This is a genomic window from Allobosea sp. Root670 (assembly GCF_001429415.1).
Classification (GTDB): Bacteria; Pseudomonadota; Alphaproteobacteria; order Rhizobiales; family Beijerinckiaceae; genus Allobosea; species Allobosea robiniae.
The window spans coordinates 321,488-335,616 of sequence record NZ_LMJU01000016.1; the positions used below are offsets into that span (position 1 = coordinate 321,488).

A 14,129-nucleotide genomic window follows, 5' to 3' on the forward strand; every position below is an offset into this window, starting at 1 on the left:
TCCGACGCAGATGGCCCGGGGCCGATGACGACGGATGTCGTCGCACCTCTCGGTCGCGGTCCGTGCTTCAGAGCCCCTTTAGGAACTCGATCTCCAGGGCCTGCCTATCGGCCAGTCGCTCCAGCGCGGCGATGCGTGCCTCGTAGGCTTCGATCGCATCAGCGACGGCCGCCTCGTCGTCGAAGGCACCGGCTTCGAACTTCTAGATCCGGATGCGGATAAGGTTGCGCGACAGATCATCGGTGGGCGAGACTGTGGAGTGTCTTGCCTGCCAGATAATCCTGCGCCATCTGGCACTTGAACTCGATGCTGTGAGCGCGGTGTCTGGCCGTGGGCTTTCATCCTTCGAAAGCCCGGCTCTTCGGTCAATTGCTGGGCGTTACCAAATCCAACTCAAGGGGCGTACTTCAAATCGAGGAGCAATTTTGCGAGCTGTTTGACAGGTGGGGGCCAACACGGTAATCACCTACAGCGCCTATAACACGATCACGCTTGAAGAACGTGACGATGTCGAACCTCTACTAGGGCGACTTGGCTCGCGTGATGTGCATGGCCGGCGTGGCATTCTGCGCCGGCTTTTCTGTTCCCTTCTACCTTTTGAGCTGTGCCTTGAGCCGTTCAGCTGTCGCCCATCCGCATTCCATCGCCGCCAAGGCGCTAGCGTCCTGCCGTGGTGCCTTCACAGTCGTTGCGGTGTTCTCCGGGCTGATCAACCTGCTGACGCTCTCTGGCTCGTTCTACATGCTGCAGGTCTATGACCGTGTGCTGAGCTCGCGCAGCGTTCCGACCTTGATCGGCTTGTCGCTGCTCCTGCTGGCTGCCTACGTACTGTATGGTTTTCTCGATGCCGTGCGCGTCAGGATGCTGACGCGGATCGGGGCGCGTTTCGACGATCAGGTCTCTCCGGCCGCCTTCGCAGCGGCGCAGCGCCTGCCTTTGATGGGCTTCCGCGCTGATCAGGCGATGCAGCCGATCCGCGATCTCGACCAGATCAGGACCTTCCTGTCGTCGCTCGGGCCAACGGCCTTGTTCGACATGCCGTGGATGCCGATCTTTCTGGCCGGCTGTTTCATCCTCCACCCCTATCTCGGCTGGCTCGTCGTCGGTGGCGGTGTCGTCATCCTGCTGCTGACCCTTCTGACCGAGCGCAACAGTCAGGCGGCGACCAAGGCTCACACGGTGAGCTCGGGAGCGCGCCAGACCATAGCGGAAGCGAGCCGCCGTAATGCTGAGGCTCTGACGGCGATGGGCATGGCGCCGGCCTTCCAGCGGCGCTGGCGCGAAGCCAATCTTCGTCATGTCGGCGGCTGGCTGGCGAGCTCGGATGCGACGAGCGGTATCGGTACCTTCGCGAAGGTCTTCCGCATGGTTCTGCAATCGGCGGTCTTGGGTATGGGCGCCTATCTATCGATCCATGGCGATGTCTCAGGTGGTGCGATGATCGCCGCCTCGATCATGACGTCGAAGGCTTTGGCGCCGATCGAGACCGCCGTCGCGCATTGGAAGGGTTTCGTCGGCGCCAGGCAGGGGTATGCCCGTCTCAAGCAGGTGCTGGATTCCCCTGCCTTCACCGAGGAGCGCAAGACAGCTCTACCGGTGCCGACCCGGCATGTCGTGGCCGAGAACCTGATTGTGGCCGCGCCCGGCCGGCAGAACCCGATCCTGCAAGGCGTTTCCCTTAAGCTGGAAGCCGGCCAGGGGCTAGGCATCATCGGTCCAAGCGCCTCCGGCAAGTCGACGTTGGTGCGGGCTCTCGTCGGCGTCTGGACGCCGCTCAAGGGCGATGTCCGGATCGACGGCTTCGCGATTCCGCAATGGGATGCCGTCGAGCTCGGGCGCCATATCGGCTATCTCCCGCAGGATATCGAACTCTTCGACGGAACCGTTGCGCAGAACATCAGCCGCTTCCTGCCGGACGCCTCCGACGAGGCGATCATTGCGGCGGCACAGGCGGCGGGTGCTCACGACCTGATCGCCAAGCTGGAGAACGGCTACGACACGGTGATTGGCGAAGGCGGCGCGGCTCTCTCCGGTGGCCAGCGTCAACGCGTCGCTCTCGCCCGCGCACTTTTCGGCAATCCGTTCCTGGTCGTGCTCGACGAGCCCAACTCCAACCTCGATCATAACGGTGATGAAGCCCTGACGCGGGCAGTGATCGGCGTGCGCGAGCGCGGCGGCATCGTCATCGTCGTCACGCACCGCCAGACCGCCATCGCCGGGGTCGATCACGTGGCGATGATGGCGGAAGGCCGCATTCAGGCCTTAGGACCGAAGGAGAGGATCCTGCAAAAGGTGCTCCGTCAAGGCGGCCTCCCCAGCGTCCAGCGCCAGACGGTGGCATCGTGAGCCAGGCATCGGAGACCATTCAGCCGGATCACGGCCGAACCTTGCGACGCCTCGGGCTCGTCGGCGGGGCCAGCGTCGCGCTCTTTGCCGGTACGGTCGGCGTCTGGGCCGTCGCGACGACCTTGTCGGGCGCAGTCGTTGCCTCCGGCCAGTTCGTGGTCGACGGCAATGTGAAGAAGGTCCAGCATCAGACCGGCGGTATCGTCGGCGAGCTCAAGGTCAAGGAAGGCGACCGGGTCGAGCAAGACCAGGTGCTGATCCGGCTCGATGATACGGTGACACGCTCCAATCTCCAGATCGTCACCAGGCAACTCGACGAGTTCACTGCTCGCCGTGGCCGCCTGCAGGCCGAGCGCGACCGCAGGCCGGTGATCACGTTGGCTCCTGAACTGATCGCTCGCCGGAACGAACTGGAGATCGCCGAGCTCATCACCGCCGAGCAGAGTCTGTTCAAGGCGCGACGCTCGGCCCGCGATGGCCAGAAGGCACAACTGCTCAAGCGCGTCGGCCAGCTGCGCGACGAGATTCTGGGATTGAAGGCGCAGGAGGTGGCGCGGGATCGCCAGGCCGGCTTGATCGAGGAGGAGCTTGCCGGCGTTCGCGGGCTCTACGAGAAGAACCTCGTCGCCATCAGCCGCAAGACTGCGCTGGAACGGGAGGCAGCCAATCTTGACGGCCAGAAAGGGCAGCTGATCGCGGCGGTCGCTCAATCCGAAGGCCGTATCGCAGAGACCGAGCTCCAGATCATTCAGATCGACGAGGTCCTGCGTGAGGAGGCGATGAAGGAGCTGCGCGAGATCCAGGGTCGCATCGCCGAATTGACCGAGCGCCGCGTCGCTGCCGAGGATCAGCTCAAGCGTGTCGAGATCAGGGCACCGAGCGCCGGATTTGTCCACCAGCTTGCAGTTCATACCGTCGGCGGCGTGATAACCCCGGCTGAACCGGCCATGCTGATCGTCCCGACCGAGGACGCCTTGCAGCTCGAGGCCCGGATTAACCCGCCGGATATCGACCAGATCGCGCTCGGCCAGGCAACGCAGGTCAAGCTTCACGCCTTCAACCAGCGCACTACGCCCGAGCTTAATGGGCAGGTCAGCCGCATCTCGGCCGATACCAGCCGCGACCAGCACACCGGCGCGACCTTTTACACGATCCGCGTGACGATCCCCGCCGAGGAATATGCCCGCCTCGCGCCGCAACATGTCGCGGCCGGCATGCAGGCCGAGGCCTTCGTTCAGACCGAGGACCGCACGCCCTGGCAATACATCATCAAGCCACTCAGGGATCAGATTGCGAAGGCGTTCCGAGAAAGATGAGTGTTGCGTGAGACAATCACGTCAGAGCCGGGAAATCGTGCTCGGGCTCACGTTATAACCGCGGGCGATTTCGAGGACTGGCTCGCCCCTTCCCTTTACGAGCAAGTGCTTCCCGCCGTTGATGGTGGGCCATTCCGAATGGTCGGCCAAGATTCACCTCTCGTGCCCTGGCTCGGCTGATACCTTCGCTGTTTCAAGCTGCGTGCCATAGCTGCCGGCCTCCGATCCGGCAGACAGTTTGAAACAGAACACACGCCCCTTGGGAATCCTCAACGATTTAGGCTCGACCAAAAAACGCTCTAGTGGCTTGATTACTTCCGGGGCTGCAAGAGCAGCTACACGGCGGCGTTGGTGTTGGCGGCCAGAACCGCCTCCTTGATCGCAGCGAAAAATCGATCCGCCTCCGACTCCCAGTTCAGCGTCTTCGCTGCCTCAAGCGCATATCGCTTGCAAGCGTCGATCTCGTCACGATCAAAGCCGTTGATCGCGTCCGCAATGGCCTGTGGCGTTACATCGGGTATCAAATGGCCAAGACCATGCTGACGTAGCAATGCACTCATCTCGGGTAAATCCGAGACGCACAGCGCAAGCCCCGCCATGGTGTATTCGAAGAACTTGTTGGGCAGAACATGAAGATTCTGCTTCGAATGACCTGGCAGCGCGAACAAGCCAATATCGAAGCTGGAAGCTTCTCTCACCAGGTCAATCATTGGCACGGGCGGGGCCAGCACGACACGTTCACCAAGGCCTTTCGCCTTGATAAGAGCAGCCAATGCCTCGATGTACTCGGCTGGCCCGGGACCTCGGATCGTCAGATGAAACTCGGGGCGCCAGAGCGCGACGCTGTCGATGCAGACTTCGAGTCCCCGACCGACGTTGACCACACCGTGATAGAGAACACGAATTTGCTCGCCGCATGGCCGCAAAGGATGCGCTTCGTAACGCGGCATATTGCGGATCAGCAACGGCTTTTCCGGCAAGGCATAAAGAGCGTGCAAGCGGTCGGCAATGCCCTGCGACACGCAACTGGTAACAGCAGAATCTGCGATACCCTCCCGTTCGATGGCCGCGATGACGGGACGTTGGGTTAGGCGCCAGAGCAGGCGGTGTGCATATTCGTCGACCGCGAGTTCGTGCGTATCGTAAACGTAGGGAACTCCCTGTTCTGCCGCAAGCCGCCGTGCAATCGGCAGCGCCGTCCAGTCGTTGGCGAGCCAAATATCGACCTTGTATCGACTGGCAAGATCGTAAAGTCTTTCGAAGCGATCGTTCAGCGTCCAGTATGTATTGTCGGCATGCTTCGGATCGATGTAGATCAGAGTCAGATCCTTAGCGCGCTTCGCCCGACGCAGAATGGGCGCGAGCATACGCCAATAAATCCAAGACAACGCCTTGTGAAACGACGGAAACCTAGCCGGCGACAGCACAGGTGACAGGTCATCAAGCGCATCAGCAGTTGCCTGCCCGCGCACCATTTGAGAACTACGGTCGGCTGCGCCTCTTCCCGAGGGGTCAGCGTTAGCGGTCTCTTGCTCGCACTTAACGGGAGAGAGACTGTTGTCAGCGTTGACCGATAGGCAGAGCCATTCCGGTGGACGTGATCGCGCAGCCGGCAAGCCGACTGCAATCACGTCCCACCCACGCGAATAAAACAGATCGCCCTGGCGCCGGACGCGCGGGTCGTCCGGAATAGCCGAAAAACAAATCAGTCCGATCCGCGGCTGTCGCGCCGCCGAAAGTAGCATGATCGAAGCGTCCCCCAAAAACATCGTCCCGCAACGCTGCAAGGCCAATTTCGGTCCCGGCGCCATGGATCGTGCGCTCATGACATCAGCACCGGAGCGTGGAATGAATACCTACTAAATCATGTCGGCAGTCCGGTTCGGCACGCAACGCGACGAGCCAGCGATTTGAGGCCGGGGATAGCAACAAATAAGCGGCGTGCAGTTGGAGAACTAGCCGCTCGACGCAGCACATGTCCACCCATCGCCCACAGCCGCATCTTGAGCAACATAAGTCGCATAGAAAGACGTTGCTTCGGGTTCAACCCAGGCAGAACCATTGCCTCCAGCTCAAAAACCCTCTTGCGAAAGGCGCGCTCCATATTCAACCGATCGGTGTCATAGGACTCGTTCAGCCGCCTGATCCATTCAATGAGATGCAAGTAGCCGTCTTTTTCGCGCTGCCACATATGCCGGAGCGCCTCCAAACCCGTATCTTCGATACCGGTCGAAAGCGCCGCTCCGAATGCCGCACGTGCGATCTCGCGTTGCTGCGAGGCCGATGCGATTTCTGCCTCATATTCGGTGAGCAGGCGAGGCATTTCGCAGTCTGACAGTGAGAAAAACGGAGAAATCTCGATCTCCGCAAATCGGATCACGCGGTCGAACGCTGCGGCAAAACGGCCGAGCAACCGCTCGATCTCTGATTGGAAGATCGAACGAAGACGGTCGAATTCTTCCATCAACCTGTGAACTTCGCTTCGGTAAACCGCCGCATCCGCAGCCTCAACCCGCAATAGAAAATCCTTGGAGCCCAATGGAACGGGCGTTGCCGGCTCCTCGATTCTACCAAATCGATAAATCGGCACAGTCGGGAGCATCGGCAGAGCCTCCTGCCCACTGCTGCGCTGCGGCTTTTGGGCAAGCCGCTCCCCGATCGCGCCGGCTACACCCTCGTAAAATGCCTGGTAGGTGAAACGGCCCGATCCGACCAGATGATCGAAAGCGCGCTGCGTCATCGCTTCCAGAGCCGGCAGGTCATTCAGGCGCTCGAGCACTTCATCGATGTTAGAGAAATCCTTCTCCAACCGTATGTAGTGCCGGTCGGGTACGATGGCGTCCGAATAGCGTCCCTTGAAGAGAACCATGGGCGTGCGCATCATTGCGCATTCGAAAACACGCGGAGAAATCTGCCCCATCTCGATTTCGCCGTCGCGGTCGACGACGGTCGGCAGGAAATCGGCATAACTCGGCGGAACGCCGCCATTGGCCGCCGTCATCTCCTTGAAACGGGCTTCAATACTGCCGTCGAAATCGAACACATTGGAGCCCGATTCCGAGCCGAGCATGGCTCGGCAATTTCCAATGAAATCGAACCACGCCGTGCCATAAATGCGACTGGCTTCGTCCATCGCAATATCGGTCGCGATGCCGCGGGCATCGCAAAGTTCTTTCATGCGCCGCCCGATCTCGAACTTGTCGAAGCCGAGGCGGCCATAACGGCCCCCGATATCCCGCCCACGGTAACCAATGAAGATCGGGCGCGAGGCCAGCGGCTTGGCAGCAGGCAGTTCCGCCATAAGGGTTTCTGGGACATAGCCCGTAAAGACCGTGATGAAGGTCACGCCCGGAAATTCCGACCGTGGATATACATATTCGAGGCTGTCCTGCGGAACGCACGTCAGGACGATATCAAAACCCAGGTCCTTGATCGCCGCCTTGAGTGTGTCTGTTTGATCGTATTCATCTTGGACAGCTAAGATTTTTACACCGGTGAATGCCGATAATTTTTTTCGATAACTATCAGAAACATAACCGTCAAAGCAAAGCCTAGCACAATAACTATGGAAAACAATGTCATATCCATCAAAATCGAATTCGAGAGACGCGTTATGCGTGACATGAACGAAATCGCTCTCGAAACCGGAGAATCTTTTGAACGCAATCAGATAGTCGAACGTCGTCTGAACATGCGTGCTCGACATCGAGTACGCGACCAACGCTCGTTTCACGCTCGACAAATGGAGGCCCTCTTTTCCGCGTTGGCGTGAGATAGGTGGAAGCGAGATCGACGGTCAAGCGTCGAACACCAATCCCTGAAACGGTGCTGCATTACGGCATCGTCAGCTCTGCCGCCGCCGAATTCGCGAACCTAGCCGAGGCGGAATTGCTTTGTAGGCTCGCATCTTCTATTCGCAGCATAGCATAGGGGCGCCCGGGTGGCTGCCCAGCATCGGAACGATCATGTCTCAGATTTTCACCGTCCTGGGCGCCAGGCCACAGTTCATCAAGGCAGCTCCTGTCAGTCGCGCGATTGCGGAAGCAGGCATGACGGAAGTCATCGCCCATACCGGCCAACACTTCGATGCACTGATGTCAGACGTGTTCTTCGAGGAACTGGAGATTCCGAAACCCGCCTACAATCTTGAGATCAACAGCCTCGGCCACGGCGCCATGACCGGCAGGATGCTGGAGAAGCTTGAAGAGGCCATGTTGGCCGAGAAACCCGATATCGTGCTTGTCTATGGTGACACCAACTCGACCGTGGCCGGTGCCTTGGCCGCAGCGAAGCTACACATTCCGGTAGCACATATCGAGGCCGGTCTACGCTCCTTCAACCGACAGATGCCGGAAGAAATCAACCGTGTCGTCACCGACCATGTCAGCGCCCTGCTCTTCTGCCCGACGCAGACCGCCGTCCACAACCTGACGCAAGAGGGCATTGTGGCTGGCGTCCATGCAACCGGTGACGTCATGTTCGACACAACAATCGCCGCGACCGAACGGGCGAAAGGGCGCTCGACCATCCTGGCCGACCTCGCAGTCCAGCCCAAGCGCTATGCCGTCGCGACGATCCATCGAGCGGAGAATACCGACGATCCCGCACGTTTTGCCCGTGTCGTTGCGTGGCTAGAGGAGGCGGCTCGGTCCATCCCCATTGTCATGCCGGTGCATCCGCGCACCCGGAAACTGCTTACGCAGCGCGGCGCAATGCCAACCGGACTGAAGCTGATCGACCCAATCGGCTATCTCGACATGGCTTGGCTGGTGAACCAGTCCGCGGCCACGTTCACGGATTCGGGCGGCCTGCAGAAGGAGGCCTATTTTCATCGCGTCCCCTGTGTCACGCTACGTGACGAAACGGAGTGGGTCGAAACGGTCGATGCCGGCTGGAACCGCCTCTGGACCACGTCAGACTATGCGCCCCGGCGTGATATCCCCGACTATGGCGACGGGCGATCGGCAATCACGATCGCGGAGATCCTGAAAGCGGCGATCTGAAGCACCCAGCCTTCAGGGATAGCGGCGGTGCGTCATGTGCACCTCATCGTTGACTCAGGCTGTCCGCCGGCAATAGGCGATCAGGTACAGCCTGCCGTCATGCTCCGCGAAGAACTCCGAGAGCGACGGCGCTGCCTTGGCGAGCGCGTTCAACAGCGTCGCCTTGGCGTCGTCGTAAGGATCGATCAGAATCGAAGCAGGCGTCGGCTCGGCTTCGGTCGGTACCGTGATATCCCAATGATCACCGGTGCTCGGAAAGTGCAGCAGGTCGAAGGCAGCCGGCCCGGCCTGTTCGATCCGATCGAGTTGCAACCCCGGCAGCCGCTCCATCAGGCGGCGCAGCGCCTCTTCCCCGAACAGCGAAGTATGGAAGGGCGGCACGACGTTCGGTGACGAGCCCTGGGAAATCTCAGCGTTCAGTCTCGTAAACTGCGGCACGACCGTCACCAGCCACCCGCCCGGCCTCACGAGCCCGGCATAACTCGTCAGAAATGCAGCAGGGTCCGGAATATGCTCCAGGACAGCGACGGACGAGACGACATCAAACAGCAGCCCCTGCGCCCGCAACGTCTCGGGGTTGCCGTCGAGAACCTCCAAATCGAACAGACTCTTGGCGATCGCGCCCGACTCGGGGTTGAGTTCGTTCAACGCCACCGTCCAGCTCGGGCGTTTGCTCTTGACCAGACCTGCGAAGGCGCCAAGCCCGCCGCCGACATCGAGCCATCGGCCCGCGGTAACATCCCCGGTCGCCTGCTCGACGATCTGCCCCAGCACGTCGGCCGGCGCAGAAAACGGCGTCATCCTGCCGCCCTGCCGCAGCAGCGGCAGTTCGAAGAGCTGACGCGTACGTGTGTAATAGGCGCCAGAATACAATTCGGCGAGGACGTGATCGGGGGGAAAAGGATCGACGCAGACAAAACCGCACGCTGCGCAGCGTGAGTGATTGAAGCCATATTTCTCGAAGAGCGGAGCAAGCGCGCCCGATCCGCAGGCCGGGCAGTTTTGGTGGTGAAGCCATGCGTCCGGATAGCCGCCGCGACCGATGCAGACAGCCTCGACCTCCTCCCGCAAGGTCTTGTAGCTCATGCTGGGTGGCGCGAGATCTCGCGGAAGAGGTCCGTTGGTCGAAACCGCCTTCGCCACGGTTCGGCCGCCGACGTCGCCAGCAGCCGGGACAGCTTCATACGAGACGCTCGCATCCAGGAAGACCGGTGCGCCGACATCCATGCCGGCGTCGTCGACACTGAAGATGTAGTGGAAATGGCGATACTCATAGAACTCCCAGCTTCCCGGCGTATTGGGTAGGAGTCCTAGCGACAGAAAATACTCCCCCTTGCGGAAAGGCACCGCGGGAAAGTGCAGCGTCAAAGCCCCGCTGCCGGCGGCTTTCCTGCGATCCCCGGCATCGGCGTAGCTCTCCCGGGTCTCGGTCGGCCTGATATTCTGTGTGAAGAACTGGGCGACCGGCGCGAGATCGTGACGCCCGTTCACAGCAACTGCCACGCCCAATGTTACCTCGGGCAGGTCTCCCTCGACGCGATAGCGGACACGGATTGAAAAGGACTTCAGGAGCGTCAGACGCGTGCTCGGCTCTCCAGCGGCATCGAACATCTCGACACTTTCGATGAATACCGGTCCACGGCGGAACACCTGTTTCGTCGTGCCACTCCCCTTTACGATCTGCTTGATCGTACTCGGCTCGTCCGCTTTCGCGGCGGAGAGGTCGTCCTCGACCGTGTCGAGCCAGCCGGCCGAATCGGCCTGCTCGTGCGCTGCCAGATCATAGGCCTGGACGACGTTGATAGCCGGGCCGACCATCTTGACCCGCCCCTTCTCCATCCACATCACCCGCTGACACAGTTGAGCGAGCAGGCCCGTGCCGTGCGAGACAAGAAGTACGGTACGGCCATTCGAGCAGAGCTGGCGGATGCGACGCATGCACTTCTGCACGAAGGCTGAATCGCCTGCGGCCAAGGCCTCGTCGATGATCAGGATGTCCGGATCAACCGCAGTTGCAATGGAGAAGGCCAGCCGCGAATGCATGCCACTCGAATAGGTCTTGACCGGCCGCTCGATGAAGTCTGCAAGCCCGCTGAAATCGATGATATCGTCGATCTTCCGGTCGATCTCCTGGCGATCCATCCCGTAAAGCAAACCGCTCAGATAGATATTCTCTCGACCGGAATATTCTGGATTGAAGCCGAGCCCCAACTCAAGGATCGCAGTAACGCGGCCCTCGATATCGACCTGGCCGGAGGTAGGCTCCAGCACGCCGGTGACGAGCTTCAACAGCGTCGACTTGCCGGCACCGTTCGAGCCGATGATACCAAGCACCTCGCCGCGCATGACATCGAAGCTCACGCTGTCCAGCGCCCTGAAAATCTGATGACGCGGGCGACGTGTCAGGACCTCGAGCGCCAGATCGATCGGCTTTGCGTAGACTTCATATTCCTTGACCAGGTCACGGACCTGTATAGCAACGTCGCTCATCGCGGAACCTTCAGACGACGCTCGAGAAGTGATGCCGGAGCCTGGAGAACACATAGGAGCCGGCAAGCACTGCAGCCCCCGAAAAGGCGATCAGCCCGAGCCAAGCAGCCGGTCTGCGGATGTTCTCGTAATAGATGATCTCCTGATAGCACCAGATCAGATAGCTGAACGGATTGAGATCGACGACGAATCTGAGCGCACCCGGGACCATGTTCGGAAGGTAGACGATCGGAACAAGATAGATGTTGATCGTCACGAAGATACGGACGAGCTCCGGTACATCGCGAAAATAGGGTGTGAGGGAAGCGAGCAGTATCGCCAGTCCCCAAAGCAGAGCGAGATGGATTCCGAAAACCACCGGCAGAAGCAGGAAGCTCCAAGGCAGATAGCCGCGCGTCACCACCGCGTAGACGACGACACAAGCAAAGAGCAGCCCCTGAACCAGAACCGAAGCGAGGACAGTCTTCGCGATCAGGACTTCCGTCGGGAAGGTGACCTTCTTCACGATCGCGGCGTTCGAGACGATGACGTTCGAGGAACGTGCCAGGACATCGGCGGTCATCAGCCAGGGCGCAAGACCGGAAAAGAGGTAGACGAGATAATCCGTCGGGCCCTTTTCCCCGATGCGCATGCTGAAAACGACCGAGAACAGAAATGCATAGACCGCGAATAGGAAGAGCGGATGCACAACGAGCCAGATCACGCCGGCCGCCTGCCCAGCATGCATGTCCGTCAGTTCCCGGTGCGTCATCTCGCGCACAAGCGCACGGTTGCGCCAAACCGATCTCAAGATGCGGCAGGCGCCGATACCCCCCTCGCTCGGGCTAGCAGTTCGGCGTATGTGTTGTGGCCCCTCCGTCTCGTCGCTCATCAGTTCCGCCGCTATCTCGCGCTATAAGAACGGGCCGGCATATCAGGAGTAGCGCTTCACGTCAGGCACGAAATGCACGTGGCTCATCATGCAGCGCATGATCGTCTCGCGATTGGCCTTCGTCCACTCGACGGTGCGGCGAACTCCCTCTTCGTGAGGTACTTGCTCGACGAAACCGAGCTTCTCGCGGGCTTTGTCGGTCGAGGCAAAGCGCTGGCCCGAGCGGTCCCAATCGCGGGCCGGGGTCAGGGCGATCGGCGTCGCGTTGCCGGTCGCGGCATTGATGCGCTCGGCCAACTCGCGGATCGATATCTCGGCGCCGGAGCCGAGATTGTAGATCTCGCCCGCCTCGCCCTTCAGTCCGCAGGCCATCAGGCCGCGCGCCATGTCCTCGACGAAGATGAAATCGCGGGTGGCGATGCCGCCGTTCTCGACCGGCAGGGCCTCGCCGTGCAGCGATTTCCAGATGAAGGTCGGCGTCACATTGCGCCAGACCGTCGCCGGGGTCCCGCGCCAGCGGCCGGCACCCAGGATTTCGCCGGGGCCGTAGACGTTCTGGAAGCGTGCCTTGACGAAGGGCATGCCGTGCCGCGTGAAGTAGTAGTTTCCGTACATCTCGCCGATCAGCTTCGAGATCGAATACGGGCTGTCGTGGAACAGCGAGACCGGCGCCTCTTCGGTTGTCGCCGTGGCGCCGTCGAAGGTCTTGGCCGCGACGGCGCAGCCGGCCGCGGAATAGACCACCTTCTTCAGCGACTTGATGTCCTTCAGCCGCTCGAACAGCTTCAGCGTTGTCAGGGTATTGTTATCGTGATCCATCAGCGGGTCGTGGATCGACGACTGGTTCCCGTGGAAGCAGGCAAGGTGGTAGGCGTAGTCGAGATCGCCGTCGAGCTCGGCCAGGATGCGATCACTGGTGATCGGACCCGAAACCAGCTTCACCGCCGGATCATCCGGGACGTTCACTGGGTCAGCCGAGAGGAAGTTGTCGACGATCGTCAGCTTGCGGGGCTTCTCGCGCAGAATCTGCTTGACTAGATTGGAGCCGACGAAGCCGGCGCCGCCGACCACCAGCACGTTCTTGCCAGCGAAGCTTTCGGTCATAGGAAATGTCCGTTTGGAAGAGGGAGGCAGAGCGAACCAGTCAGGCGAAGGCGGTCAGGCCTTCGCCGGCGGCGCCTTGAGGTGGCTGTAGATCGCGGTGACGCCGTGCTGGTCGTACCAGGCGAGCATCCGCCGGATGGTCTGCTCGAAGGAGTAGCGCGGCTTCCAGCCGAGGGTCTCGATCGTCTTCGATGGGTCGAGCACGACAGCGGGCACGTCGTCGGCGCCTGGCTCTACCTCCGGCACCGGCTCCGAGGGCGTAATGCCGAGATGGTCGACGACGATGTCGAAGATCTCCTTGATCGTATGGCCGGTGCCGGTCGAGACGTTAAACACACCGGACGGTGCGCCGTCCGCCATCACCATGTCCATGACCGAGAAGAAGTCGTCCATGTCGACGAAGTCGCGCACGGTCTTGGAGCAAAAGCAGCCCTTGCCGGCCTTCAGGCGGGTGTAGAAGGTCGGGATCGGGCCGATCGCGAGGCGCGGGCCGGTCACATTGGCGAGCCTGAGCGAGACGAAAGGCAGGCCGGAGACCGCAAGATAGTTCTCGCCGGCCTGTTTCGAGATGCCGTAGCTGGTGAAGGGGCGGGCCGGCGCATCGGCCGGGATCGGCAGCGTTTCGGGCCGGCCATAGCCAAGCGCAGTATGGAAGTTCACAAAGCGCTGGACGCCGGCCGCCTTCGCCGCCTCGACAACCTGGATCGTGCCCTCGACGTTGGTGCGCGTATCCTCGAGCCAGTCGTCCGGATCCTTGTAGGCCGCAGCCGAATGGACGACGTGGCTCGGCCTGAATTCTGCGAAGAGCCTGTCGACCAAGGCGCGATCCTGGACCTTGCCCTCGACGATGGCCAATCCCGGATGCGCCTCCGGCAGCGAGCCGCGATGGCCCGTGGCAAAATTATCGAGGATGAGCACCTCGTGCCCGGCTTCGAGATAGCGCTCGGTCAGGTTCGAGCCGAGGCAGCCGGCGCCGCCGGTGATCAGGATACGCATCGT

The 14,129-nt window shown here is 61.0% G+C and carries 9 protein-coding genes; 3 read left to right on the forward strand and 6 right to left on the reverse strand.

Going from position 1 to position 14,129, the window contains the following annotated elements; genetic code table 11:
- Positions 1-609: 609 nt before the first annotated feature.
- On the forward strand, positions 610-2,346 hold the full coding sequence (locus ASE61_RS16895) for a type I secretion system permease/ATPase (RefSeq protein WP_244492886.1): 1,737 nt from the start codon (positions 610-612) through the stop codon (positions 2,344-2,346).
- On the forward strand, positions 2,343-3,662 hold the full coding sequence (locus ASE61_RS16900; protein WP_061968793.1) for an HlyD family type I secretion periplasmic adaptor subunit: 1,320 nt from the start codon (positions 2,343-2,345) through the stop codon (positions 3,660-3,662). Before ASE61_RS16895 ends, ASE61_RS16900 begins: the two co-directional genes overlap by 4 nt.
- Positions 3,663-3,997: 335 nt before the next feature.
- Here the strand turns inward: ASE61_RS16900 and ASE61_RS16905 are convergent, their stop codons facing one another.
- Both ASE61_RS16905 and ASE61_RS16910 read right to left on the reverse strand, forming a co-directional pair.
- Positions 3,998-5,488: a glycosyltransferase gene (locus ASE61_RS16905; RefSeq protein WP_082617490.1), complete on the reverse strand. Its 1,491-nt coding sequence runs from the start codon at positions 5,486-5,488 to the stop codon at positions 3,998-4,000.
- 38 nt (positions 5,489-5,526) lie between these two features.
- The gene (locus ASE61_RS16910) at positions 5,527-7,368 is read right to left on the reverse strand and encodes a hypothetical protein (protein WP_156407135.1); all 1,842 of its coding nucleotides are present in this window, start codon (positions 7,366-7,368) and stop codon (positions 5,527-5,529) included.
- 259 nt (positions 7,369-7,627) lie between these two features.
- Between ASE61_RS16910 and wecB the strand changes: the two genes are divergently transcribed.
- Positions 7,628-8,665 (forward strand): non-hydrolyzing UDP-N-acetylglucosamine 2-epimerase, encoded by a 1,038-nt coding sequence (gene wecB, locus ASE61_RS16915; protein ID WP_061968799.1) that lies wholly within the window; start codon positions 7,628-7,630, stop codon positions 8,663-8,665.
- A gap of 54 nt (positions 8,666-8,719) precedes the next feature.
- Here wecB and ASE61_RS16920 read toward each other — a convergent pair whose 3' ends face one another.
- Genes ASE61_RS16920 through ASE61_RS16935 form a run of 4 tightly spaced genes read right to left on the reverse strand, consistent with a single transcriptional unit; the run spans position 8,720 to position 14,126 of the window.
- The gene (locus ASE61_RS16920; protein ID WP_061968801.1) at positions 8,720-11,155 is read right to left on the reverse strand and encodes an ATP-binding cassette domain-containing protein; all 2,436 of its coding nucleotides are present in this window, start codon (positions 11,153-11,155) and stop codon (positions 8,720-8,722) included.
- A gap of 10 nt (positions 11,156-11,165) precedes the next feature.
- On the reverse strand, positions 11,166-12,026 hold the full coding sequence (locus tag ASE61_RS16925; RefSeq protein ID WP_082617492.1) for an ABC transporter permease: 861 nt from the start codon (positions 12,024-12,026) through the stop codon (positions 11,166-11,168).
- Between the two features lie 42 nt (positions 12,027-12,068).
- Positions 12,069-13,130: an NAD-dependent epimerase/dehydratase family protein gene (locus ASE61_RS16930; protein WP_061968804.1), complete on the reverse strand. Its 1,062-nt coding sequence runs from the start codon at positions 13,128-13,130 to the stop codon at positions 12,069-12,071.
- A 54-nt stretch (positions 13,131-13,184) separates the two neighbouring features.
- A complete protein-coding gene (locus tag ASE61_RS16935) occupies positions 13,185-14,126 on the reverse strand; it encodes an NAD-dependent epimerase/dehydratase family protein (protein ID WP_061968805.1) in 942 nt (313 codons plus the stop codon).
- Positions 14,127-14,129: the final 3 nt, after the last annotated feature.